This is a genomic window from Halomonas binhaiensis, from assembly GCF_008329985.2.
Taxonomy (GTDB): domain Bacteria; phylum Pseudomonadota; class Gammaproteobacteria; order Pseudomonadales; family Halomonadaceae; genus Halomonas; species Halomonas binhaiensis.
In genome coordinates this window covers 4,227,250-4,248,361 of record NZ_CP038437.2, presented here as the reverse complement: position 1 = coordinate 4,248,361, position 21,112 = coordinate 4,227,250, and the positions used below count along the sequence as shown (strand labels likewise).

At 57.2% G+C, this 21,112-nt stretch carries 20 protein-coding genes; 14 read left to right on the top strand and 6 right to left on the bottom strand.

Features of this window, described 5'->3' with window-relative positions; translation table 11 throughout:
• Nucleotides 1-339 precede the first annotated feature (339 nt).
• A complete protein-coding gene (locus tag E4T21_RS18480; protein ID WP_149286435.1) occupies nucleotides 340-1,638 on the top strand; it encodes an OmpP1/FadL family transporter in 1,299 nt (432 codons plus the stop codon).
• A gap of 73 nt (nucleotides 1,639-1,711) precedes the next feature.
• On the opposite strand, the gene E4T21_RS18475 is transcribed toward E4T21_RS18480, so the two are convergent.
• A complete protein-coding gene (locus tag E4T21_RS18475) occupies nucleotides 1,712-3,772 on the bottom strand; it encodes a TonB-dependent receptor family protein (protein ID WP_149286434.1) in 2,061 nt (686 codons plus the stop codon).
• Between the two features lie 202 nt (nucleotides 3,773-3,974).
• Between E4T21_RS18475 and E4T21_RS18470 the strand changes: the two genes are divergently transcribed.
• A complete protein-coding gene (locus E4T21_RS18470) occupies nucleotides 3,975-4,793 on the top strand; it encodes an ion transporter (RefSeq protein ID WP_240349217.1) in 819 nt (272 codons plus the stop codon).
• Between the two features lie 88 nt (nucleotides 4,794-4,881).
• Here the strand turns inward: E4T21_RS18470 and E4T21_RS18465 are convergent, their stop codons facing one another.
• The 5 genes from E4T21_RS18465 to E4T21_RS18445 all read right to left on the bottom strand — a co-directional run bounded on the left by E4T21_RS18465 (nucleotide 4,882) and on the right by E4T21_RS18445 (nucleotide 8,980).
• Nucleotides 4,882-6,399, bottom strand: a complete 1,518-nt coding sequence (locus tag E4T21_RS18465; RefSeq protein ID WP_149286432.1) for a SulP family inorganic anion transporter — start codon at nucleotides 6,397-6,399, stop codon at nucleotides 4,882-4,884.
• A gap of 54 nt (nucleotides 6,400-6,453) precedes the next feature.
• On the bottom strand, nucleotides 6,454-7,167 hold the full coding sequence (locus E4T21_RS18460; protein ID WP_149286431.1) for a carbonic anhydrase: 714 nt from the start codon (nucleotides 7,165-7,167) through the stop codon (nucleotides 6,454-6,456).
• 187 nt (nucleotides 7,168-7,354) lie between these two features.
• Nucleotides 7,355-7,825: a PepSY domain-containing protein gene (locus E4T21_RS18455; protein ID WP_149286430.1), complete on the bottom strand. Its 471-nt coding sequence runs from the start codon at nucleotides 7,823-7,825 to the stop codon at nucleotides 7,355-7,357.
• A gap of 323 nt (nucleotides 7,826-8,148) precedes the next feature.
• Nucleotides 8,149-8,514 carry a hypothetical protein gene (locus E4T21_RS18450; protein ID WP_149286429.1) on the bottom strand — a complete coding sequence of 122 codons (366 nt, stop codon included), beginning with the start codon at nucleotides 8,512-8,514 and terminating at the stop codon, nucleotides 8,149-8,151.
• Nucleotides 8,507-8,980: a PepSY domain-containing protein gene (locus E4T21_RS18445; protein WP_149286428.1), complete on the bottom strand. Its 474-nt coding sequence runs from the start codon at nucleotides 8,978-8,980 to the stop codon at nucleotides 8,507-8,509. The genes E4T21_RS18450 and E4T21_RS18445 overlap by 8 nt, the downstream gene beginning before the upstream one ends.
• A 281-nt stretch (nucleotides 8,981-9,261) precedes the next feature.
• On the opposite strand from E4T21_RS18445, the gene E4T21_RS18440 reads away from it, so the two are divergent.
• The 12 genes from E4T21_RS18440 to E4T21_RS18385 all read left to right on the top strand — a co-directional run bounded on the left by E4T21_RS18440 (nucleotide 9,262) and on the right by E4T21_RS18385 (nucleotide 21,102).
• On the top strand, nucleotides 9,262-9,606 hold the full coding sequence (locus E4T21_RS18440; protein WP_149286427.1) for a PepSY domain-containing protein: 345 nt from the start codon (nucleotides 9,262-9,264) through the stop codon (nucleotides 9,604-9,606).
• A gap of 9 nt (nucleotides 9,607-9,615) precedes the next feature.
• The gene (locus E4T21_RS18435; protein ID WP_149286426.1) at nucleotides 9,616-10,290 is read left to right on the top strand and encodes a winged helix-turn-helix domain-containing protein; all 675 of its coding nucleotides are present in this window, start codon (nucleotides 9,616-9,618) and stop codon (nucleotides 10,288-10,290) included.
• A gap of 20 nt (nucleotides 10,291-10,310) precedes the next feature.
• Nucleotides 10,311-11,666: a sensor histidine kinase gene (locus tag E4T21_RS18430; protein ID WP_149286425.1), complete on the top strand. Its 1,356-nt coding sequence runs from the start codon at nucleotides 10,311-10,313 to the stop codon at nucleotides 11,664-11,666.
• 51 nt (nucleotides 11,667-11,717) lie between these two features.
• A complete protein-coding gene (locus E4T21_RS18425) occupies nucleotides 11,718-12,665 on the top strand; it encodes a sugar-binding transcriptional regulator (RefSeq protein ID WP_149286424.1) in 948 nt (315 codons plus the stop codon).
• A 447-nt stretch (nucleotides 12,666-13,112) separates the two neighbouring features.
• Entirely contained in the window at nucleotides 13,113-14,372 is a 1,260-nt protein-coding gene (locus E4T21_RS18420; protein ID WP_240349401.1) for an ABC transporter substrate-binding protein, read from the top strand.
• Nucleotides 14,373-14,444: 72 nt separating this feature from the next.
• Complete coding sequence (locus tag E4T21_RS18415) at nucleotides 14,445-15,335, top strand: carbohydrate ABC transporter permease (RefSeq protein ID WP_149286422.1); 891 nt, start codon at nucleotides 14,445-14,447, stop codon at nucleotides 15,333-15,335.
• Between the two features lie 122 nt (nucleotides 15,336-15,457).
• Nucleotides 15,458-16,228, top strand: coding sequence for a carbohydrate ABC transporter permease (locus E4T21_RS18410; RefSeq protein WP_240349400.1), 771 nt, complete (start codon nucleotides 15,458-15,460; stop codon nucleotides 16,226-16,228).
• Nucleotides 16,229-16,241: 13 nt separating this feature from the next.
• Nucleotides 16,242-17,378 (top strand): ABC transporter ATP-binding protein, encoded by a 1,137-nt coding sequence (locus tag E4T21_RS18405; protein ID WP_149286420.1) that lies wholly within the window; start codon nucleotides 16,242-16,244, stop codon nucleotides 17,376-17,378.
• A 68-nt stretch (nucleotides 17,379-17,446) separates the two neighbouring features.
• Complete coding sequence (locus E4T21_RS18400; protein WP_149286419.1) at nucleotides 17,447-18,127, top strand: HAD-IA family hydrolase; 681 nt, start codon at nucleotides 17,447-17,449, stop codon at nucleotides 18,125-18,127.
• A 51-nt stretch (nucleotides 18,128-18,178) separates the two neighbouring features.
• Entirely contained in the window at nucleotides 18,179-18,961 is a 783-nt protein-coding gene (locus E4T21_RS18395) for an L-iditol 2-dehydrogenase (RefSeq protein ID WP_149286418.1), read from the top strand.
• 17 nt (nucleotides 18,962-18,978) lie between these two features.
• Complete coding sequence (locus tag E4T21_RS18390; RefSeq protein ID WP_149286417.1) at nucleotides 18,979-19,602, top strand: nucleoside triphosphate hydrolase; 624 nt, start codon at nucleotides 18,979-18,981, stop codon at nucleotides 19,600-19,602.
• A 30-nt stretch (nucleotides 19,603-19,632) separates the two neighbouring features.
• Nucleotides 19,633-21,102 (top strand): mannitol dehydrogenase family protein, encoded by a 1,470-nt coding sequence (locus tag E4T21_RS18385; RefSeq protein ID WP_149286416.1) that lies wholly within the window; start codon nucleotides 19,633-19,635, stop codon nucleotides 21,100-21,102.
• Nucleotides 21,103-21,112: the final 10 nt, after the last annotated feature.

Sequence of the window (21,112 nt, the reverse complement as noted above, 5' to 3'; positions counted from 1 at the left end):
TGAGGAATGTATTGGTGAGGAATGTATTGATGAGGAATTTGTTGATGAGAAACGTAGATATCAAGATCAGGATGCAGTGTAAAACCTTTGAGTAACACAAAGGTCAAGGTGTTTTTCCATCAGCATGACGTAAAATACGCATATATGTATCTATTTGAATTTCATGGAAGAGTGTGCGGCATTTGACCAAAGTATGAGCAAATATAGGTTTAAAACGAACGTTTGGCCTTGAACTCTCCACGTCTATCGCAAACACTCATTACAAGCCGTAACCTGTGGAGCGGGTGCGCGGTTGAACAACAGATAACGACCAGCTTGCTGATATAGGACGTCGAGATAATGCACAACAAGTTCAAACCCCTCACCCTCGCCATCGCAGCGGCTGCCACCGCTGTTTCATCCCAGGCCATGGCTGGCGCCTTTCAGTTGAACGAGCAGAGCGTCAGTGGACAGGGCACCTCATTCGCCGGACGCGCATCGACGGTCAATGATGCCTCTATTGTCTATGGCAACCCGGCGGGGATGTCCTTCCTCGACGAAGCCCAGATCACGGGTGGTGTGACCTATCTGATGCCGAGTACGGATATCGATAGTGCTTCTGGTACTGCCACTGGTACCAATGACGGAGACATGGTGCCGGACAAGGCGATTCCCTTTGCGTATTACGTGCAGCCGATCAATGACCATCTGCACTTCGGCCTGGGGGTTTATGCGCCCTTTGGCTTGATTACCGACTACGAGTCGGACTTCCAGGGGCGCTATTTTGGCGATTACAGCCATGTAGAGGTTGCCACTATTCAGCCGACCATCTCGGTCAAGTTCAGTGACCAGGTCTCCGCTGGCTTCGGCGTGACCTACAACCGTATCGAAGGCAAGTTGGGTTCCCGTACGCCTGGTGGTGCTACTGTCGTGAATCCGGATGGCAGCACCTCGGTAGCTGGCGATGGTCGAGTGGTGGTTGATGGTGACGATGAAGCCTGGGGCTTTACCTGGGGTCTGATGTACAAGCCCTGGGAGCACACGACATTCGGCCTTGCCTATCATTCCGAGGTGGACTACGACCTCGAGGGGGATGCCTCCTTCGAGAACCAGGTTGTCCCATATGACCATCCCGTTCTCGGTACAATTCCTGTCTCGGCTTCACTGAGTACGGATGCTTCCCTCGGAGTAAGCCTGCCAGCTACTTGGGACTTGTCGGTGACCCATGAGCTGAACGACAAGTGGACCTTGATGGGCGGTGTGACACGGGTCGAGTGGAGCAGCTTCGATGAGCTGGTGGTCAAGAATGACATCCGACAGATAGAAGAAGTCCAGAACTACAAGGACAGCATGCAGTACGCCCTGGGTGCCAGCTACAAGGCGAACGACCAGTGGGTGCTCCGCGGTGGCGTGGCCTATGATGAATCGCCCATTCGAGATGAAGACCGTACCGTTCGCGTGCCGTCCGGTGATCGTATGATCTATTCCCTTGGCGCGGGATGGACGCCGGTCCAGAATCTGACGGTGGACGTGGCCTACACCTACCTCGACGAAGATAATGCCAAGCTGTCTCAGGAAGATCCCCTGCGTGGCAGCTATAAGGCAGACTACGACAACTCTGCCCATGGCTTTGGTGCCCAGGTCACCTATCGTTTCTGATTCTGACCGAGTCGCCAGTTGAAGATAGAACCCTCTCTACAGAGGGTTCTATCGTTTCAGGACGATCAGGGGGCTAGAAGGTCAACTCCAGACCTGCATAAAAGGAGCGGTCAGGAGCCGGTTCGAAGTAGCGATCATTATTGGCGTTGATGCGGACGTTGGCGTAGTAAGCCTCATCGAACAGGTTGCGAATACCGATGTAGCCGGACACAACATTACCGGAAGACAGGCGCCAGCCGTCTCCGGCACGCAGGTTGACCAGCCAGTAGTCATCGACATCCACCTGATTGGCATTGTCAGCCACCATGTCACCGACATACTGGGTTTCCAGAGTGGCAAAGCGGCGTGCGGCATCGCTGCCCTGGCCAAACCAGGTCAGTTGAGTATTCCAGGTGGTCTCCGGCAGGCCGGGCAGGCGCTTGCCGTCGAGATTGGAGCCGGACACATGATCGAAGCGATAGCGCGCCAGGGTCAGGGCAGAGTCGAGACGCAGGCTATCCAGTGGCTGCCAGCCTAATGCGACTTCGATACCATCTCGGGACGTATCGCCAGCATTGTCATAGAAAGTGCGGCCGCTGCTGCCTTCATAGGGAACCAGCTCATCCTTGACGTCAATGGAGAACAAGGCTACGTCGTAATCCAGTTCACCCAGGCTGCCTCGAGCCCCCAACTCTCTGCTCCAGGCGCGTTGTGGCTCGATATCTGGATTAAAGCCGCCGGTGCCATCGGGGTTGGCGAATTCGGAGAAGGTCGGGGTTTCGAATGCTGTGCTGGTATTGGCATAAATCTGATGATAAGGCAGGTAGCGATAACTGATACCCAGGCTGCCGTTGGTTTCGTCGAAGGTACGCTTGCCACTCTGGTCGCCGTCGTCCTGATAGTCGTCGTCCACTTCCAGCGCGACATGATCGAAGCGTCCTCCCAACGATAATGTCCAGGCATCACTCAAGGCCAGGTCGCCCTGGGCGAAAAGCCCCAGCGAGTCGGCGCTCTGGCTCTCGTTGGCGACTTCTCCCAGATCACTGCCATCGAAGGCGATCTCACGACGGTGGCGGTCGTCTTCCTGGTGGGCAACATCCATGCCGAACATGACATCCAGCGGCAGATCACCCAGGTGCATGCGCTGGTGGTACTCTGCGCTGCCGCCATAGTAGTTGCGCTTGTAGTCGATCAGGCTGTCCCCGGGGTAGGGCAGTTGCTGCTCAAAGTTTCGCCAACTGGTGAAGCCACGTAGATAGAGCGCTCCAGGGCCGAAGGCCAAGTCCTCATAGTGCAGCCCAATTACCTGCTGGTCGACTTTCTGGCCAGTATCGTAGTCTTCGGTAAAGCGGCCAGCCTGGCGCGGATCGTCGTCGGCCTGTTCTCTGGTCAGGCCACCAGGATCTTCGGCGACAGGGTTGTCGAGCAGGTTGAGGGTAAGGCCTAAGGCTCGGTCGTCATCCAGCTGATAGCGCAGCTTGGCATCAAACAGTGCCTTTTCGGCCCGGCTGTGGTCCCGATAACCATCGAGTTGTAGCCAGGACGCACTGATGTGGTGGGACCAGGGACCATTTTCTCCACCGTTCTGTACGGCCAGTTTTGCATAGCCATCACTACCTCCGCTGGCATGTAATCGCGTGGTAGAAGGGCCTTCCCCCCGGCCATCTGCGGTTGTCACGGAGACTACGCCCCCAGCCGCGTTACCGTACTGTACTGCTGCGGGACCACGGATCACTTCGATCTGACGTGCACTGTCCAGGTCGATGGCATCCAGTTGAGCCTGGCCGTCAGGCAGGGTATAGGGAATGCCATCCATCAGGATGGTGATACCGCGCACACCAAAAGGGGCTCGAGCACCAAAACCTCGGATGGAAACCCGCTGCCCTTGAGCGAAATTATCACGATTCTGGATGAACAAACCTGGCACCAGAGCGAGGGATTCATCGAGACGAACCCGTTGCTGGCCCTGGCTGATGGCCTGTTCATCGACTTCGGATACGGCCATGGGGGTGGTATAGAGTTCGCGATACAGGCGTGATGCTTCGACCGTGACGGGTGCCAGCTCGGTGGCATGGTCGGGAAGTGCCTGTGCCAAGGCGTGAGAGGAACCCAGGACAATGGCGGGAGCCACTAGAGTGATGAGCGGGCGGGGCATGAGCATCCTTTCATGAGGGCAAGCAGAGAATGTCAGCGCATTCTAGAAAAGATGCATATTATCCTCCACTCAATATCGCCTACGCAGTAAATGCTATAGCGGGAAAATCAGCTGAAAAGTCTCTAGGAAGTCGAGGATACTTGGCATAATGTCGAAGACTTGCTGCCACTAAAAATTATCCAATTCCATGAAACATGAACGCTTGAGCCTGTTTCAGTTGCTGATCGTGCTGTTGTCCATCTATGTCATCGGCGCCATGGTGGTCCAGTCTTTATATGAGCTACCGGAAGAAATCGATACGCTGATCGACAAGCTGGATGTATTGGTCTGTATCTTCTTTTTTGCCGATTTCGTGGTTCGTTTTCGGGCCGCCGAGAGCAAGTGGCGTTTCATGCGCTGGGGGTGGATCGATCTGCTGGCGAGCATTCCTGTTGGCTATTTCTATGCTGGGCGTGCGCTGAGGGTCATCCAGGTCATCCGGTTGCTGCGGGCATTCAAGTCGATGCATGCGATCTGGGAACTGCTGTTTCGCAACAAGGCCAAGGGAATCTTTGCCTCTGTCGCTTCGGCGTCGGTTGTGCTGATCATCATAGGTTCCACGGTGATTTTGCTGGTCGAGGGACCGAACCCAGGAAGCTCCATCAACACTGCCGAGGAGGCGATCTGGTGGTCTATTGTCACCGTGACGACGGTGGGATATGGCGATTATTACCCTGTCACCACCCTGGGCCGGGTGGTAGCCATCATGCTGATGGTCGCGGGGGTCGGGTTGTTCGGTAGCTTTGCGGCTTATGTCGGTTCGTTGTTCGTGGATGAGCAGGAAGATGAAAGTGGTCGCTTGCATCGAGCCAATCGCCAGATGATGCGGGAACTTTACAAGGAAATTATCGAGTTGCGTCAGGAAGTGTCCTTGCTGCGTGATGAACTGGCTGTGCAGCGAGGTGCCCGGGAAGAAGACCAGGCATTGGCAGGAGAAACAGCAGCACCCTTGCCAGCAGGCAAGGAAGAGGGTGACGCCTGATAATCTCAGCCTCCAGTGATAACACGCAATGGCCCGGGCATCATTGCCCGGGCCATTGTTAGTACGACACACGATGAGACGACATATCTCAGGGTTGTGCCAGTGCTGCCCTTTGTCGACCCTCGACACGATGTTTCAACTCTTTTTCGCCGACAATCTCCAGGCTGCCTCCCTGGGTGCGGGCAGAGCGCCCCCAGTCTTCGAGAAGCTCTATGCTGGCATGGTCAATGTAATGGAGCTGATCCATGCAGATGCGCAGGTGAGTGCTGGGTTCGATATCAGCAAGGACCTTGGCCAGACGTGGCACACGCAAGAATGTGGCAGTGCCGCTCAGATGCAGTTCGGCCCGGTTGGTATCCGTCGTTATCAGCCTGGTGTGGATCTTCGAAGCACTCCACAACAGCTTCAGCAAGGTCAGTGCAAAGCCTACCAATACCCCGGTCAGCAGATCAGTCGCAACGATGCATAGTGCTGTAGAGACATAGATCAGTGGCGGGATACGCCCATACTGACCAAGGTTGCGAATCGCCTTGGGGTCGACCAGCTTGAAGCCGGTGTAGACCAGTACGCCGCCTAGGCTGGCGATAGGAATGCTCTGCAGCACACTCGGCAGCAAGGAGACCAGTGCCAGCAACCAGAGTCCATGGAGAATGGCAGAGCCTCGTCCGCGTGCACCCGCCTGGACATTGGCGGAGCTGCGCACGATGACGCCGGTCATCGGTAGGGCACCCAAGGCGCCACACAGCATATTACCGATGCCTTGTGCCGAGAGTTCACGATTGAACTGTGAACGTGGTCCAGAATGCATCCGGTCGACGGCAGCGGCCGACAGTAATGTCTCGGCGCTGGCAATGAAGGCGAGAGCCAGAGCGGCGACAAGCAATTGCGGATCGGCCAGGCTGGCAAGGCTCTGCGGGGTGATCCAGTCGATGGCATCGCCCAGGTTGGCCGGTAGTTCCACACGTTTGATAGGTAGCGCCAGCCAAAGACTGAGAAACGTCGCCAAGCTGACGCCGACCAGTGCACCGGGCAAGAAGCGCAATGCCGTGGGGCGGTAACGTTCCCATAGCCACATGCTGGCGATCGTGCCAATGCCGATCAGTCCGGCGACTGCGTTGCCTTCGCCCGTCAGGCTGAAAGCCTCCATTAGCGCACCAGGAAAGGCGAGCAGGTTATCCAGGCCAGAAGCCAGGGGAGCCGCATCGAACATCACGTGGAGCTGTGATAGCACGATGAGAATACCGATACCCGCCAGCATGCCGGATACCACTGCCGGGGCCGTGACTCGGAACCAACCCCCCAGGCGCAGCAGGCCTGCGAGTAGTTGAATGAATCCTGCCAGTAGCAGCACAGGGCCGAGAACTGCCATGCCATAGGTGCGAACCAGTTCGAATACCAGCACGGCGAGACCGGCTGCCGGTCCACTTACCTGCAGAGGGGAGCCAGAAAGGAAACCAACAATGAGTCCACCAATGATACCGGTGATCAGGCCCTTGGCCGGGGGCATGCCTGAAGCGATGGCGATGCCCATGCACAGAGGGAGTGCAACAAGAAAGACTACGACAGAGGCCATTGCGTCTTGCGGTAGAGTGCGAAACATCTTCATGAGGCTTTCTCCAGAGCCGATGAATGTCAGGGGCTACGGTGATTGCGCAGAGTTTCAAGCATTGGCGTAACGGGGTTGCGGTGTCGCAGAAGGGACATCGTTGCCATCCAGTGGCAGGAAACGGCGTTTGGCAGCGTCATAGGCGCGGATGGTGCAGCTTTCTATGTCATACACCCAGCCGTGGATATTGAGCTGGCCACTGGCCAGGCGGGCAGCGACAGATGGATGGGTGCGCAGATGGTCAAGCTGAGCCACGACGTTTTCTTCAGTCAAGACGCCCAGGGTGTCGTGGCCTGCGCAGCCGCAGTTGGTCTCGACTACGCTGCGTGCGACTTCGGCATGGCGCAACCAGGCCCTGACGGTTGGCATGCCATCCAGGCTAGCCGGATTGAGCACGGCTTTCATGGCACCGCAGTCGGAATGTCCGCAAATGATGATGTGTTTCACCCCCAGGCTGAGTACTGCGTACTCGATGGCGGTGGATACTCCACCATTCATCTGGCCATAAGGGGGGACGACATTGCCGACGTTGCGCGTAACGAACAGAGTACCTGGCGCGCTTTGGGTGATCAGTTCCAGTGCAATTCGTGAGTCGGCACAGGTAATGACCATGACGTGTGGCTGCTGAGCCTTGGCCAGGCGCTTGAAGAGTGTCTGTTGTTGCGGATATACATTCTGGTGAAAGTTCTGAAAGCCCTGAATGATATCCTGCAGAGCCGCGTCAGCGTTGCGAGATTCGTCGGCTGGATTCCTTCCATGATCTTGCATTGTAATGCTTCCTTTCATTAGTGGATGTGACGATATTGGCCATGACAAATGTGATAGCGAAGAACTCTTCTCAATATGTCGCCCGTCAGGGGGTATATGGCCGAAATAGGTTGATGATGCTTACGATCATCATTGTTGTTGATGGATATATAAAAAATAATCGTATCCTTATAACCATTGAATACGATTAGATGTCTTTATCGACCCCGATAACTTCAAAGGTCTTTCTATCAATGTATAATTCTATTTCCTGATGTTGAGAATTGTATCCTTCAATCTCTATACGGCCTGTGCAATCAACCTCTATAGACGAAATTTCATCCAGCTCAGATTGCTGTGCAGCATCCAGCGCCTGAATGACTTCATCATGACTCAGGCTCCAATCGGGAGTCTCGCTCTTGCGCTGCTGCTCTTTCAGTATGCGGTTGTCATTCAGTGACAAATCGATGTCCAGATGCCAGCCATCCTGTCGCCAGCCTTCCACGTCGAAACGGTCTTCGTCATCAACTTCAAGTTCTTCGAAGCGCGTGAAACCGTAGCTCTTGGCATCCTGTAGCAGGTGTTCAATATCCGCACGACTGGCACTGCTGTCGGCATTTGCCATAGTGGAAATCGATAGAGTCAGGGCTATAAGCCCGGTAATCAGGGTCTTGTTCATGATGACATGTCCTTGTGTCAGCGAGTCTTGCTGTTACATTCCTTTGTTTATGTTTTAGTGCTGATGATGTGTGTTGATGGCGTGGCTTTTAATAGTGTGGCATTCCCCTCTGCAGGAAAACTGACATTTGAATTAATGTTTCATTAACTCCAGGGCTGTTTCAGCATTACGATGCCTGTATGGAATAACAACCAACATCCTGGATATATAGAGCTTCCGGCTTTCAGGACCACTCCCGCAGCGAGCGAAGCCTGCTACGGGAGTGAAATTTTCATATATCAATTAATGACATTCAGCTATATGGCGGAATCATAGCGAATGCATCAGGGATGCTTGATCTCATATTGGCCTTCCCATACCTGGGATGAGTGACTTGAGGATGGCCGGGAGGAAAACCCTGGGGTGACATCCTCGGCTTGCTCTGCCCGCAGGTTCTCCATGCGGCGCTTCACTCGATGGCGAATCAGCGGTATCAGAGCCAGGCCAATCAGAGAGAAAATCAGCCCCAGTATCCCAGCGACCATCAAGGTGAACAGACAGGCAATCCAGGTCAAGGTCATCCGCAGTATCCCAGGTCGCCTGACGGGACGAGTCGACTGGCGAACTTTTTCCTGCCAACGCTTGGCCTGGCGCCAAGCGCTGTTCTCGCGGTATTCATCAGCGTGAGTGAAATGCTCTTCATTAATCATCGTATTCGACTCCATCAACATCGAATGTGTCGCGGTTCAGGCGTATCTCGATTTCCTGGTGATCCGTGCCGTAGCCGTCCACTTCGATATGGGATTGATTGGCGTCCAGACCGACGATAAGCTCCAGTCCTTCGTTCTGTGCTCTGTCCAGAGCCTTGCTGACTTCATCGCCACTCAGGCTCCAGTCAGGAATCTGGCTCTGACGCTGCTGCTCCCGCAGAAGACTGCCATCATTGAGCGCCATATCGACGTCGAGCCTCCAGCCGTCCTTGCGCCAGCCTTCGATTTCGAATTGGCCATCGTCGACGCCGAGTTCGTCGTAGTTGGTGAATCCATAGTCGCTGGCACTCTGCAACAGACGGTTCAGTTCTTCCCGGGAGATGCCTTTGTCATCCGCCAGGGCAGAGGTGCTCACAGTGCCGGAGAGCGTCAGGGCGGCCAGGCTGTAACTCAACGTCTTTTTCATAGTGCTACTTCCTCTGGGTCCTGCTAAATATGGGTCGCCTGGGTGCACGGTTGATTCGTGCACTATTGGGCGAATGAAGCCATCCTCTCAGAGTCGACCTGTCACTAAGCTGACAGTGATATTCATGTTTCATTCATCTTGGCTGGGCGACACTACATGCTATGAAAATACTGATTCGATCTACCATTGCTGTGTGCTTGCTTGCGGTGCTGTGGGCTGTCAGCTGGGTGGTCATGAGTCCTGCGGGCGCAGGTCAGGAAACGCCTTCCGTCAGAGAAGACATGGCGAATGATTCTGCAGTAGAAAGCCGGAATGACTCCGATGTCATGCTTCATGTCGATGATGATGATGCAGATGAATGGAAGGACCTCCACCAGCAGGTGGCGGATGGCCATCTGGTGGGGCTGCCCCAGGTACTCGACTGGCTGGAAGCGCATTACGAAGGCCAGGTGCTGGAGGTAGAGCTGGAGCGCGATGACGGTGAGATCACCTACGAAGTCGAGATGGTTGGACCGAACGGGCAGATTGTGGAGTTTGAATTTGATGCTGTCAGCGGCGATCTTATCGGCATCGAAGGCGTCGGCATCCGGGAGATGCAAAAGACACCCCCAGGAGCCAATCAATAAGGAAAGCCGATGAAGATCTTGCTGATAGAGGATGATCAGGCGCTAGGCGAAGCCTTGGCTGAGTCGCTCAAGGATGGCGGGCTGCTGGTGGAACTGGCCGCTACAGGCGGAGATGGAGACTTTCTGTTGCGCACTGAGCGCTACGATGCGGTGGTGCTTGATCTTGGCCTGCCGGATGGTGATGGCACCCGCTGGTTATCCCAGTGGCGCGAGGATGGCATCGATCTTCCGGTGCTGGTGCTCACCGCCAGGGAGCGCTGGTCGGACAAGGCTGCGGGCTTTTCAGCTGGCGCCGATGACTATGTGACCAAACCCTTCGAGACGGCGGAAGTGCTGTTCCGCCTGCGTGCACTGGTTCGCCGTAGCCATGGCCATGCACATCCAGTACTCAGCGCGGGAGACCTCAATTTCGATACGCATACAGGCAGTGTCACCTTGGCCGGGCGTCCAGTGACGCTGACTGCCCAGGAGTCCCGCCTGCTGGCCTATCTGATGCATGCCCAGGAACGTGTCGTCAGCCGTGCCGAGTTGTCCGAGCATGTCTATGACCGTGATCATGAACCGGATTCGAATGTCATTGATGTGCAGATCAGTCGTCTCCGGCGCAAGCTGGGAGGTGAGCGTATCCAGACATTGCGCGGCCAGGGCTATCGTCTGGTGGCTGTCGATTCTGCGGCAGGGTGAGTGTGTCCAAGCGTATTTCCATGCGAAAAGTATCCTCCAGGGCCGGTAACTGGACCCTGGCACGGCGCTTGATCGTTGCCTCCATCGTCCTGGTGCTGGTGATTGTGCCCATCGTTGGCCTTGGGCTGTCGTTCAGCTTTCGTGAATCCGCTTCGGCTTCGTTCGATGAGCGCCTGGCTTCCATGCACAAGGTGCTGCTGGCTTCCTTCGAGCTGGATCGCACTACTGGAACCCTTACCCTCAACGACCGCATGGCCGATTCCCGGTTCGAACAGGTTTATTCCGGCTGGTATTGGCAGGTCAGTGATGGTGACGCCTTTACCCGTACCTCCCGGTCGCTGTGGGATCAGAGATTGCCGCTGGGCCGTCTTTCCGGGATTAGCTGGAGGACCATCAAGGGACCGCGTGGACAGTCGCTACGCATGGTGGAACAGACGTTGCTGGTGCCAGGGCAGAAGAAGCCAGTGCATGTCAGCCTGGCAGTGACGCGCCGGGAACTGACTGCCGAAATGGCTCGTTTTGAATGGTTGCTATGGCTATCGCTGGTAGCCCTGAGTGTCTTGTTGCTGAGTGGTCTGGTGTTGCAGATTCGCTGGGGGCTTGCACCTTTGCGTGCGTTGCATGACGACCTTGCTGAGGTGAAGTCGGGCAACCGTGAACGTCTTGAAACCCAGCTGCCAGGCGAGCTTGGCGAGTTGGCAACGACCATGAATGAAGTGCTTGATCATGACCGTCGCCTGATCGAACGCGGGCGCGCAGCAGCCGGCAATCTGGCTCATGCACTGAAGACGCCGGTCAGCGTGCTCCAGGCACAGGCTGATCGCCTGCCTGAGGCGGCGCGACGCCAGGTTCGAGAAGAAGTCTCTCGCATTGATGCCGCGGTACGCCATCATCTGGCCCGGGCGAGTGCAGCAGGAAGTGCCGCGTTGACCGCCAGTATCGATGTCGAAAAGGTGTTGGCCCCAGTCGTGGGTGGACTTGCGCGCCTGGCAGAGCGCCGGGGAAAGCATCTGGAGCGGAACTTCCTTCCTGGCCTGATGCTGCGTGTCGATCCTCAGGATCTTCAGGAGCTGACAGGCAACCTGCTTGAGAATGCCCTTGACTGGGCTTCCGGTCGTGTTGCGTTGAGCTTTCGTCTGCAAGGCGATGGCGCCTGCCTGTTACTGGAAGATGATGGCCCGGGGATGACGGAGGAACAGCGCCAGGCTGTGCTGGCCCGAGGGGTTCGCCTGGATGAGAAACGTCCTGGCAGTGGACTGGGGCTGGCTATCGTCGAAGACCTGGTGACGCTGTATGGCGGTCGCCTGACCTTGGGGGAGGCCAGTCTCGGCGGGCTTTCCGTAGAGGTATGGTTGCCAGGAGCGCGTTGTGCATGAGCGCAGACCTTGCGATGATGCAGCGACGTACGATTGGCAGCGAGGCGTGGCGTGGACAAGTTCGAAGTCAAATTGGATCAGGCAGCTCGGGCAGCCTGGCTGTCCTATGTTGGTGGTTGTACACAGGATGATATTGCCGCACAGCTGGGAGTATCCCGTCCGGGTGTTCAACGTCTGCTTGCCCTGGCGCGTCAGGAAGGGCTGATCAAGGTCCATATCGATCACCCCATTGCCCATTGTACGGCGCTTTCCCAAGCGATCCGCACGCGCTTCGGGCTCGATTATTGTGATGTGGTACCGGCAGCTACCGGTGCTGCCGATACCACACCTTACTTGGCCGTCGCAGGAGCCGAGCGTCTCTCGAAGTTCATCGAGCGTAGCGAACCTCAGACGCTATCCTTGGGCACCGGGCGATCTATCCGGGCGACTGCCGAGGCCCTCAGTCGCATCGATCGTCCCCAACACCGTTTCGTTTCCCTGGTGGGAAATGTTGCCCGCGATGGTTCAGCCAACCGTTATGACGGTGTCATGGTGGCGGCTGACAAGACGGGGGGCGAGCGCTTCCTGTTGCCTACCCCAGTTGTGGCCACCTCGGTGGAGGAAAAGGAATCATTGCTGTCCCAGCCTCTGTTTCGTGCCATTGGGAATGTGGCGACACAGGCTGCAGCGGCCTTTATCGGCGTCGGGCGTATCGATCCCCAGGCGACGCTGTTTCAGGATCACTTCATCAGTGCAGATGAGCTGAAGGAGCTGTTGGCGCTTGATGCGGTGGGCGAATTGCTGGGGTGGCCAATGAATGCCAATGGCGAAGTCATTGACTGCTCCATCACCCGGCGAGTGACCAGCCTGCCGTTACCCATGTTCCACGACCTGCCTGTGGTTGCCCTGGCTGGTGGGCGTGAAAAGGGGCCAGGCATTCTCGCGGCCCTGCGTGGAGGCTGGCTCAACGGCCTGATCACCGATGAGCATGCCGCACGCTTTGTGGTCGATCATCTATAGTCGTTCTGTTCAGATATCGTCGTTCCGTTCAGATGCCTTTATCTCCTGACGTTTCAGGGCTGCTGCTAAAGTCTAAGTGTATTGGCTTTGCGTTTTTTTGCCTCTTGTCCGATCATTTGATCATTCGTTGATGTGTTTGATCAATTATTGGTGTTTGATCAATTGTTGGTGTCTGACCAGAAATTGATGTCTGACCAGAAATTGATGTTTGAACAACGGTTGCCGCCTGGGTTGCTACTCTGCTGTCAACTTCACAGCCGTCAACTCCACAGCAGTCGATTCCACAACAGTCGATTCCACAACAACAATCTCGCTTGACGACCATATGATCAGGAGCGCGCCATGAACCATTGCCTGCCTATTCTTCCCCATCTCGCAGGAAAATCTTTCTGGCGGAGGCCAGTGACATCTCAGGTGCTTCTGGCAGGGGTTGCCTCACTAAGCGCGATGGCGGCCCAAGCGGAAACCATCACGGTCGCAACGGTCAACAACAATGACATGATCATCATGCAGGGGCTGACCAAGGAGTTCGAAAAGGCGCACCCCGATATCACCCTGGATTGGGTGGTGCTGGAAGAGAATGTACTGCGCCAGCGTATGACCACGGACATTGCGACCCAGGGCGGTCAGTTCGATGTGATGACCATCGGTACCTATGAAGTGCCGATCTGGGGCGAACGTGGCTGGCTGGAGCCGCTGGAGAATCTTCCGGAAGAGTATCAGGTCGACGATCTGATCAAGCCGGTACGCGATGGTCTGAGCCATGGTGACACGCTCTATGCCTTACCGTTCTATGCCGAAAGCTCGATGATGTATTACCGCAAGGATCTGTTCGAGCAGGCCGGTATCGAGGTACCCGAACAGCCGACCTGGGAGCAGGTGCGTGGCTGGGCCGAGCAGCTCAACGACCCGGATAATGATATGGCGGGTATCTGTCTACGTGGCAAGCCTGGCTGGGGCGAGAACATGGCCTTCCTGTCCACCCTGGTGAATACCTACGGTGGTCGCTGGTTCGATATGGACTGGAATCCGGAGATCAACAGCGAAGCCTGGAAGGAGGCCATCTCCTTCTATGTCGACCTGATGCAGAACTATGGCCCCCCTGGGGCTACTTCCAATGGCTTCAACGAGAACCTTGCACTGTTTTCTCGTGGCAACTGCGCCATATGGGTCGATGCCACCTCTGCGGCAGGGCGCTTGTATGACGCCAATGCGTCAGAGGTTGCCGAGCAGTTGGGTTTCGCACCTGCCCCGGTAGCCGAGACGCCCAAGGGATCCCACTGGTTATGGTCCTGGTCGCTTGCCATTCCTGCCTCTTCCGAGCACAAGGAAGCTGCCCAGACCTTCATTACCTGGGCTACCTCCCAGGATTACGTGAAACTGGTCGGTGAGACCAAGGGTTGGACCAGCGTGCCGCCAGGCACTCGGGAAAGCACTTACGAGAACCCTGCGTATCAGGAGGCTGCGCCTTTCGCCAGTTTCGTGCTGGATGCCATCCGTAACGCGGATCCCAATGATTCCACCTTGGAGCCGAATCCTTATGTCGGGGTGCAGTTCGTCGCCATTCCCGAGTTCCAGGCTATCGGCACTCAGGTAGGGCAGATGATCGCCGCGGCGCTGGCCGGTGACATGCCCGTGGAGCAAGCCCTGGATCAAGTCCAGGGGGCGACTGAACGCAACATGAAGCGGGCTGGCTATATCGAGTAGGCCAGACTGCTGTGCGGCGGGCGGTTTTGCTTCGCCCGCCGCTGTACTCCACTTCCCTGTGAGTGACTTCCCATGATCAAGACACGAGCTTCCGGCCGCACTGTCGGAGGGTTGCGTACTCTCTCGCTTCAGGCACCTGCGGTGACCTTGCTGTTCCTGTGGATGATAGTGCCGCTGGCGATGACACTGTGGTTCTCGCTGCAGCGCTACAACCTGCTGATGCCTGGCATGGGCGGTTTTGCCGGATTGGAAAACTACGAGTTCCTGCTTACCGATCCTGCGCTGTGGTCGGCCATGGGCACGACGCTGCTGCTGGTGGGTTGGGTACTGGCCATCACCGTTGTCGGTGGCACCCTGCTGGCGGTGCTGTTCCAGCAAGAATTCATGGGCAGGGGGATTGCCCGGGTGCTGGCGATATCCCCCTTCTTCGTCATGCCGACGGTCAGTGCTCTGGTGTGGAAGAACATGATGATGCATCCGTCCAACGGGGTGCTGGCCTGGTTGTCCGAAAGCCTGGGGTTGCCGGTGATCGACTGGTTCTCCAGCCTGCCGCTGACCTCAGTGATCATCATCGTCGCCTGGCAATGGCTGCCTTTTGCTCTGTTGATCCTGCTGACCGCCATGCAGTCTCTGGATGATGATCAGGTCGAGGCAGCGCGCATGGATGGCGCAGGGCCCCTGGCGATCTTCTTCTATATCACTCTGCCGCATCTCAAGCGGGCCATCAGCGTGGTGATCATGATCGAGATGATCTTCCTGATGACCATCTTCGCCGAGATATTCGTCACCACCTCGGGCGGCCCGGGCCTGGCGACCACCAACCTGGCCTATCTCATCTATATCCGCGCGCTGCTCGACTTCGACGTGGGTACCGCTTCTGCCGGCGGGGTGATTGCCATCATCCTGGCCAATATCGTCGCCATCTTCCTGGTCCGCATGGTGGCCAAGAACTTGGAAAATTGAGGGTGATATCAATGAGTACGACGACAACTGCCAAGACCGCCGCCGCTCCTGCACACATCAGTATCGGTGATGCAGCCCGTGCCCAACGCTGGCGCAAGGTGGGGATCGCACTGCTGGGATGGATGGTGGCATTGCTGATCTTCTTCCCGATCTTCTGGATGATCATCACTGGCTTCAAGACCGAGACGGATGCGGTGGCGGATCCGACGCTGATCTTCAGCCCGACGCTGGAAAGTTATGCCGCCGTTCAGGGGCGTGCGGATTATCTGAAGTTCGCGCTCAACAGCGTCGCGGTGTCCTTTGGCTCCACGCTGCTGGCGCTGTTGATTGCGATTCCATCGGCCTATGCCATGGCATTTCTGCCGACCAAGCGCACCAAAGGCACGTTGCTGTGGATGCTTTCCACCAAGATGCTGCCTTCGGTAGGGGTCCTGGTACCGATTTACCTGATCTTCCGTGATGTGGGCCTGCTCGATACCCGTACGGGGCTGATCATTGTCTATACCCTGATGAACCTGCCGATCGTGGTGTGGATGCTTTACACCTTCTTCAAGGATCTGCCCAAGGACATTCTCGAAGCAGGGCGCATGGATGGTGCCGGCACCCTGCAGGAGGTGTGGTACCTGCTCTTGCCTCTGACATTGCCCGGCATCGCCTCCACCGGCCTGCTGTCGGTGATCCTCAGCTGGAACGAGGCTTTCTGGAGCCTCAATCTCACCACTTCCAAGGCGGCCCCGCTGACCGCCTACATCGCTTCCTTCTCAAGTCCCGAGGGCTTGTTCTGGGCCAAGCTGTCCGCTGCGTCGACCATGGCCATTGCGCCGATTCTGATCTTCGGCTGGCTGACCCAGAAACAGATGGTGCGTGGTCTGACCTTCGGTGCTGTGAAATAAGGGGACGAACAAGATGGCAACTCTCACTCTCAACAATGTGGTCAAGAGCTTTGGCGACACCCAGGTCATCAAGGGGGTCGACCTGGAGGTCAAGGACCAGGAATTCGTGGTGTTCGTCGGCCCTTCCGGCTGCGGCAAGTCGACCCTGTTGCGCATGATTGCCGGCTTGGAAAGCACCAGTTCTGGAGACCTGCTGATCGATGGCCAGCGCATCAATGACCTGGGGCCGGCTGAGCGTGGTCTGGCTATGGTGTTCCAGAGTTATGCCCTCTATCCGCATATGACGGTAGAGGACAACATGGGCTTCAGCCTCAAGCTGGCTGGTGTATCGAAGGATGAACGCCGCACGAAGGTGCTGGAAGCCGCCAGGATCCTCCAGCTCGAGCCATTGCTCGAACGCAAGCCCAAGGCCCTGTCCGGTGGTCAACGTCAGCGTGTGGCCATTGGCCGTGCGATCGTGCGTAACCCCAGCATTTTCCTGTTCGATGAGCCGTTATCCAACCTGGATGCCGCACTGCGCGTGCAGATGCGCATAGAGCTGGCGCGACTGCATGAAGAGCTCAAGGCCACCATGATCTATGTCACCCACGACCAGATCGAAGCCATGACCATGGCGGACAAGATTGTGGTCCTGCAGGGCGGTGTCGTCGAGCAGGTGGGGTCGCCCATGGAGCTCTATCACCATCCCCGCAATCGCTTTGTGGCCGGCTTCATCGGCTCGCCTAAGATGAACTTCCTGCCCGCGGTAGCCGAAGGCGTTGGTGCCTCCGGGGTCGAGGTTCGCCTGCCGGGCGGAGGGAGCGTATGCGTGCCGGCCAATGGCGAAGGTGTTGCCCGCGATGCCGCCATGGAACTGGGTATCCGTCCGGAACACCTTGAACTGGATGAGCAGGGAGCGCTCAGTGGCCGAATCAGCGTCATTGAACGCCTGGGCGGACAGACGTCCCTGTACGTGGAGACCGAGGGCCAGCTGGTCACTCTGATGGTGGATGGCGATGTTGCTCATCGTGTTGGCGATGATATCCGCTTCGGCTTCGCCGCCTCGCGTGCCCACCTGTTCGACGCTGATGGCCTGGCTTTGGAGAGTCTGGAGCGACATCCCCTGGCATCGCTGACGCGTCAGGACAATCGTGCTGACTCGAGGGCCTGAAGGATGCGTCAGCCTTGAGGGCCCAGACATTGGAACTGGATCGAATCCATCTACAAGAAGGAACGCCCATGCAGACCTTGATCTTCGACTGTGATGGCGTACTGGTCGATAGCGAGGTGATCGCCGAAGCGACTCTGATCGAACGTCTCAGTGAGTGGTTGCCAGATGTTGATGTGGAGCAGGCCCTGGCCCAGGCACTTGGCCAGACGACTGAGGCCATTCTGCTGGGGCTCGAGGCTCTCAGTGCTCATGCGTTGCCTCAGGCTGCGCTGGCGCTGCTCGATGATGAAATTGAAGCGCGCCTGGCCCAGGAACTCGATGCTATCGAGGGCGCCGCGGCAGCGATAACGGTGGTGGACTTGCCCAAGGCTGTGGTCTCCAACAGCCGCCGTTGCCGAGTGGTGGCATCTCTGTCCAAGACCGGGCTGGATCGCGTCTTGCAGGGTGCGCCGATCTTCTGTGCGGAACAGGTCGAGCGTCCCAAGCCCGACCCGGCTGTCTATCAGCTGGCGGCAAATACGCTGGGCGTCATGCCAGGAAACTGCCTGGTCGTCGAGGACTCGGTATCCGGGGCCCGAGCCGCGCGAGCAGCAGGCATGACGGTGATCGGCTTTGTCGGTGCCAGCCACGTACCGGCAGGACAGGCAGACAGGCTGAGCGAACTCGGGGTATGGAGAGTCATGCAGCGCATGGCGGAGCTACCCGGGTTGGTGGAGGACTGGCGCAGTGAACAACGGCTCAAGGCTTGATGTGACCTTGTGGTCCTTTGAATTAAGTCTTTGCCAACAGGAGCAAACAGCATGACAGCTAAGCTGGACAATCAGGTGGCGGTGATTACAGGGGGGGCGAGAGGCATCGGGCTGGCCATTGCCGAACGTTATCTGCAGGAGGGCGCCCGGGTCGTGGTGGCAGATGTCGATACTGCCGCCATAGAGGAAGCCATCATCCATCTGAATGGTGGAGAGCGGGTGCTGGGGGTGCGACTGGATGTCTGTGACCGGGTTTCCATCGATGCCATGGTGACAGAGGTGACAGCGCAGTTCGGTGGCATTGATGTTCTGGTCAATAATGCTGCTGTCTTTGATATGGCTCCTGTGCTGGACGTCGAGGAAAGCAGCTTCGACCGTCAGTTTGCCGTCAACGTCAAAGGCCTGTTCTTCACTTTGCAGGCGGTGGCCAAGTCCATGGTCGAGCAGGAGCGCGCAGGACGCATCATCAATATGGCGTCTCAGGCAGGGCGGCGAGGAGAGGCTCTAGTCAGTACCTACTGCGCGACCAAGGCTGCAGTGATCAGCCTGACGCAGTCTGCAGGGCTTGATCTGGTCAAGCACGGTATTCGCGTCAACGGCATTGCTCCCGGGGTGGTAGATACCCCCATGTGGGAGGAGGTCGATGCCCTGTTCGCCAAGTACGAGCAGCGCCCCCTGGGTGAGAAGAAACGCCTGGTCGGTGAGGCAGTCCCCATGGGACGCATGGGGCGCCCGGAAGATCATGCCGGTGCGGCCGTGTTTCTGGCCAGTGCTGACAGCGATTATGTAGTCGCGCAGACGCTCAATGTCGATGGCGGCAACTGGATGAGCTGAAAACGGAGAGTCCTTCCATGAATCTTTCCATCGACAGTGTCGCTGAACGACTGATGGCAGCGGCTGAAGGGCGCAAGCGTTATATCGTCGCCCTGGCAGGGCCCCCTGGTGCCGGAAAGTCCTATCGCTCAGCCTGGCTGGAACGCGCCATCAATGAACGTCGGCCCGGAGTGGCGGCGGTGGTGCCGATGGATGGTTACCACTACGACAACGCGGTCCTCGAGCCCATGGGACTTCTGCCCGTCAAGGGAGCTCCCGAGACCTTTGATGCAGCGGGCTTGCGCCACGATCTAGCTCGGCTCAGGTCCGCGGACTGTGATGTCGCAGTACCGGTATTCGACCGGCCTCTGGACCTGTCGCGTGCCGGAGGACGAGTGATTACTCCTCGCCAGAGAATTCTCATCGTCGAAGGCAATTATCTGTTGCTGGAAGAAGGTCCTTGGCCTGCGTTGCGGGACTATTTCGATTTCAGCCTGTTTCTCCATGTCGATGACGAAGTGCTGGAGCAGCGCCTGATCCAGCGCTGGCTAGGCATGGGCCAGGACCAGGCAGGAGCCATCGCCAAGGCTCGCGACAAGGACATGCTCAATACCCGGCTGATCAAGGCTTGCTCGGCAGCTGCCGATCTGGTCTGGGACTGATAACGCCTCAATATATCGGGAGACTTTGCCATGACTCGACTCAGCCAAGCGACGCTGGGCCAGCTTGACGTGCGTGTGGCTTGCCCTGGCTATGATCGTGACCACATCACGCCGGGCATTGTGCATATTGGTGTTGGTGGGTTTCATCGCGCTCACCAGGCCATGTATGTGGACACCCTGATGGAACAGGGTCTGGCCCGGGACTGGGGCATTATCGGCGTAGGCGTGATGCCTGGGGACAGCCGCATGCGTGATGCCCTGAGTCGCCAGGACTATCTCTATACCCTGGTGGTCAAGCACCCGGATGGCAGCTACGAGCCTCGGGTAATGGGCGCCATGCTCGACTATCTGTTTGCTCCGGATGACCCCGAGGCCGTTATTGAGGCCATGGCGGCCCCTGACATTCGTATCGTCTCACTCACCGTGACGGAAGGCGGGTACAACTTCCATCCCGTCACGGGAGCATTCGACCTGGACAACCCTGATGTTCAGCACGACCTGCGCCATCCAGAGTCTTCTCGTACCAGCTTTGGTCTGGTGGTTGAAGCGTTGCGTCGCCGTCGCGAACGAGGTGTTGCGCCTTTCACCGTGATGTCCTGTGACAATATCCAGGGCAATGGTGAGGTAGCTGGAGCGATGTTCGGCTCCTTTGCCCAGGCACGGGATCCAGAGCTGGCGCAGTGGATCGAGCATCATGTGCCTTTCCCCAACTCCATGGTCGACCGTATCACTCCGGTCACGACGCCCAACGACATCGCCGAGCTCCAGCAACGTTTCAACATCGAGGATGCCTGGCCCGTGGTGTGCGAACCCTTCAGCCAATGGGTGCTGGAGGATAACTTCGTTTCAGGTCGCCCGGAGCTTGAAAAGGTGGGTGTGCAGGTCGTGGCAGATGTCATGCCCTATGAGCTGATGAAATTACGCCTGCTCAATGCCAGTCATCAGGCATTGTGCTATTTCGGGTATCTGGTCGGATATCGCTATGCTCATGAAGTCTGTCAGGATGCATTGTTCGTCGATTTCCTGTTGGGCTATATGAGAGAGGAAGGCAGTCCAACTCTGGAGCCGGTGCCAGGCGTCGATCTAGAGCAATATTGCCTGACCTTGATCGAGCGTTTTGCCAACCCGGAAATCAAGGATACCCTGGCACGTCTGTGTGCCGAGAGTTCTGATCGTATCCCCAAATGGCTGGTGCCCGTCATACGTCATCAACTGGAGCATGGCGGTGACATAAGGCGCTCTGCCGCGGTAGTGGCCAGTTGGGCGCGTTATGCTGAAGGTGTCGATGAGGCCGGAGAACCCATCGAAGTGGTTGATCGACTAAAGGATTCGCTGATGGCCATTGCTGGCGAAAACCGTCGCAGGCCGACGGCCTTTATCGAAAACCGCGAGCTGTTCGGAGACCTTGTGGATGATCCGCGTTTCGTCTCTGCCTATCTCGATACATTGGAATCCCTGCATGAAAGGGGGGCACGGGCTACCCTTGAATCATTTGTCTGACGGCAACTCT

Excerpts from the sequence above, each read along its gene's own strand:
- E4T21_RS18480 (WP_149286435.1), top strand. The coding sequence starts at position 340 with ATGCACAACAAGTTCAAACCCCTCACCCTCGCCATCGCAGCGGCTGCC.
- E4T21_RS18475 (WP_149286434.1), bottom strand. The coding sequence starts at position 3,772 with ATGCCCCGCCCGCTCATCACTCTAGTGGCTCCCGCCATTGTCCTGGGT.
- E4T21_RS18465 (WP_149286432.1), bottom strand. The coding sequence starts at position 6,399 with ATGAAGATGTTTCGCACTCTACCGCAAGACGCAATGGCCTCTGTCGTA.
- E4T21_RS18460 (WP_149286431.1), bottom strand. The coding sequence starts at position 7,167 with ATGCAAGATCATGGAAGGAATCCAGCCGACGAATCTCGCAACGCTGAC.
- E4T21_RS18455 (WP_149286430.1), bottom strand. The coding sequence starts at position 7,825 with ATGAACAAGACCCTGATTACCGGGCTTATAGCCCTGACTCTATCGATT.
- E4T21_RS18450 (WP_149286429.1), bottom strand. The coding sequence starts at position 8,514 with ATGATTAATGAAGAGCATTTCACTCACGCTGATGAATACCGCGAGAAC.
- E4T21_RS18445 (WP_149286428.1), bottom strand. The coding sequence starts at position 8,980 with ATGAAAAAGACGTTGAGTTACAGCCTGGCCGCCCTGACGCTCTCCGGC.
- E4T21_RS18440 (WP_149286427.1), top strand. The coding sequence starts at position 9,262 with ATGGCGAATGATTCTGCAGTAGAAAGCCGGAATGACTCCGATGTCATG.
- E4T21_RS18435 (WP_149286426.1), top strand. The coding sequence starts at position 9,616 with ATGAAGATCTTGCTGATAGAGGATGATCAGGCGCTAGGCGAAGCCTTG.
- E4T21_RS18430 (WP_149286425.1), top strand. The coding sequence starts at position 10,311 with ATGCGAAAAGTATCCTCCAGGGCCGGTAACTGGACCCTGGCACGGCGC.
- E4T21_RS18420 (WP_240349401.1), top strand. The coding sequence starts at position 13,113 with ATGGCGGCCCAAGCGGAAACCATCACGGTCGCAACGGTCAACAACAAT.
- E4T21_RS18415 (WP_149286422.1), top strand. The coding sequence starts at position 14,445 with ATGATCAAGACACGAGCTTCCGGCCGCACTGTCGGAGGGTTGCGTACT.
- E4T21_RS18410 (WP_240349400.1), top strand. The coding sequence starts at position 15,458 with ATGGTGGCATTGCTGATCTTCTTCCCGATCTTCTGGATGATCATCACT.
- E4T21_RS18405 (WP_149286420.1), top strand. The coding sequence starts at position 16,242 with ATGGCAACTCTCACTCTCAACAATGTGGTCAAGAGCTTTGGCGACACC.
- E4T21_RS18400 (WP_149286419.1), top strand. The coding sequence starts at position 17,447 with ATGCAGACCTTGATCTTCGACTGTGATGGCGTACTGGTCGATAGCGAG.
- E4T21_RS18395 (WP_149286418.1), top strand. The coding sequence starts at position 18,179 with ATGACAGCTAAGCTGGACAATCAGGTGGCGGTGATTACAGGGGGGGCG.
- E4T21_RS18390 (WP_149286417.1), top strand. The coding sequence starts at position 18,979 with ATGAATCTTTCCATCGACAGTGTCGCTGAACGACTGATGGCAGCGGCT.
- E4T21_RS18385 (WP_149286416.1), top strand. The coding sequence starts at position 19,633 with ATGACTCGACTCAGCCAAGCGACGCTGGGCCAGCTTGACGTGCGTGTG.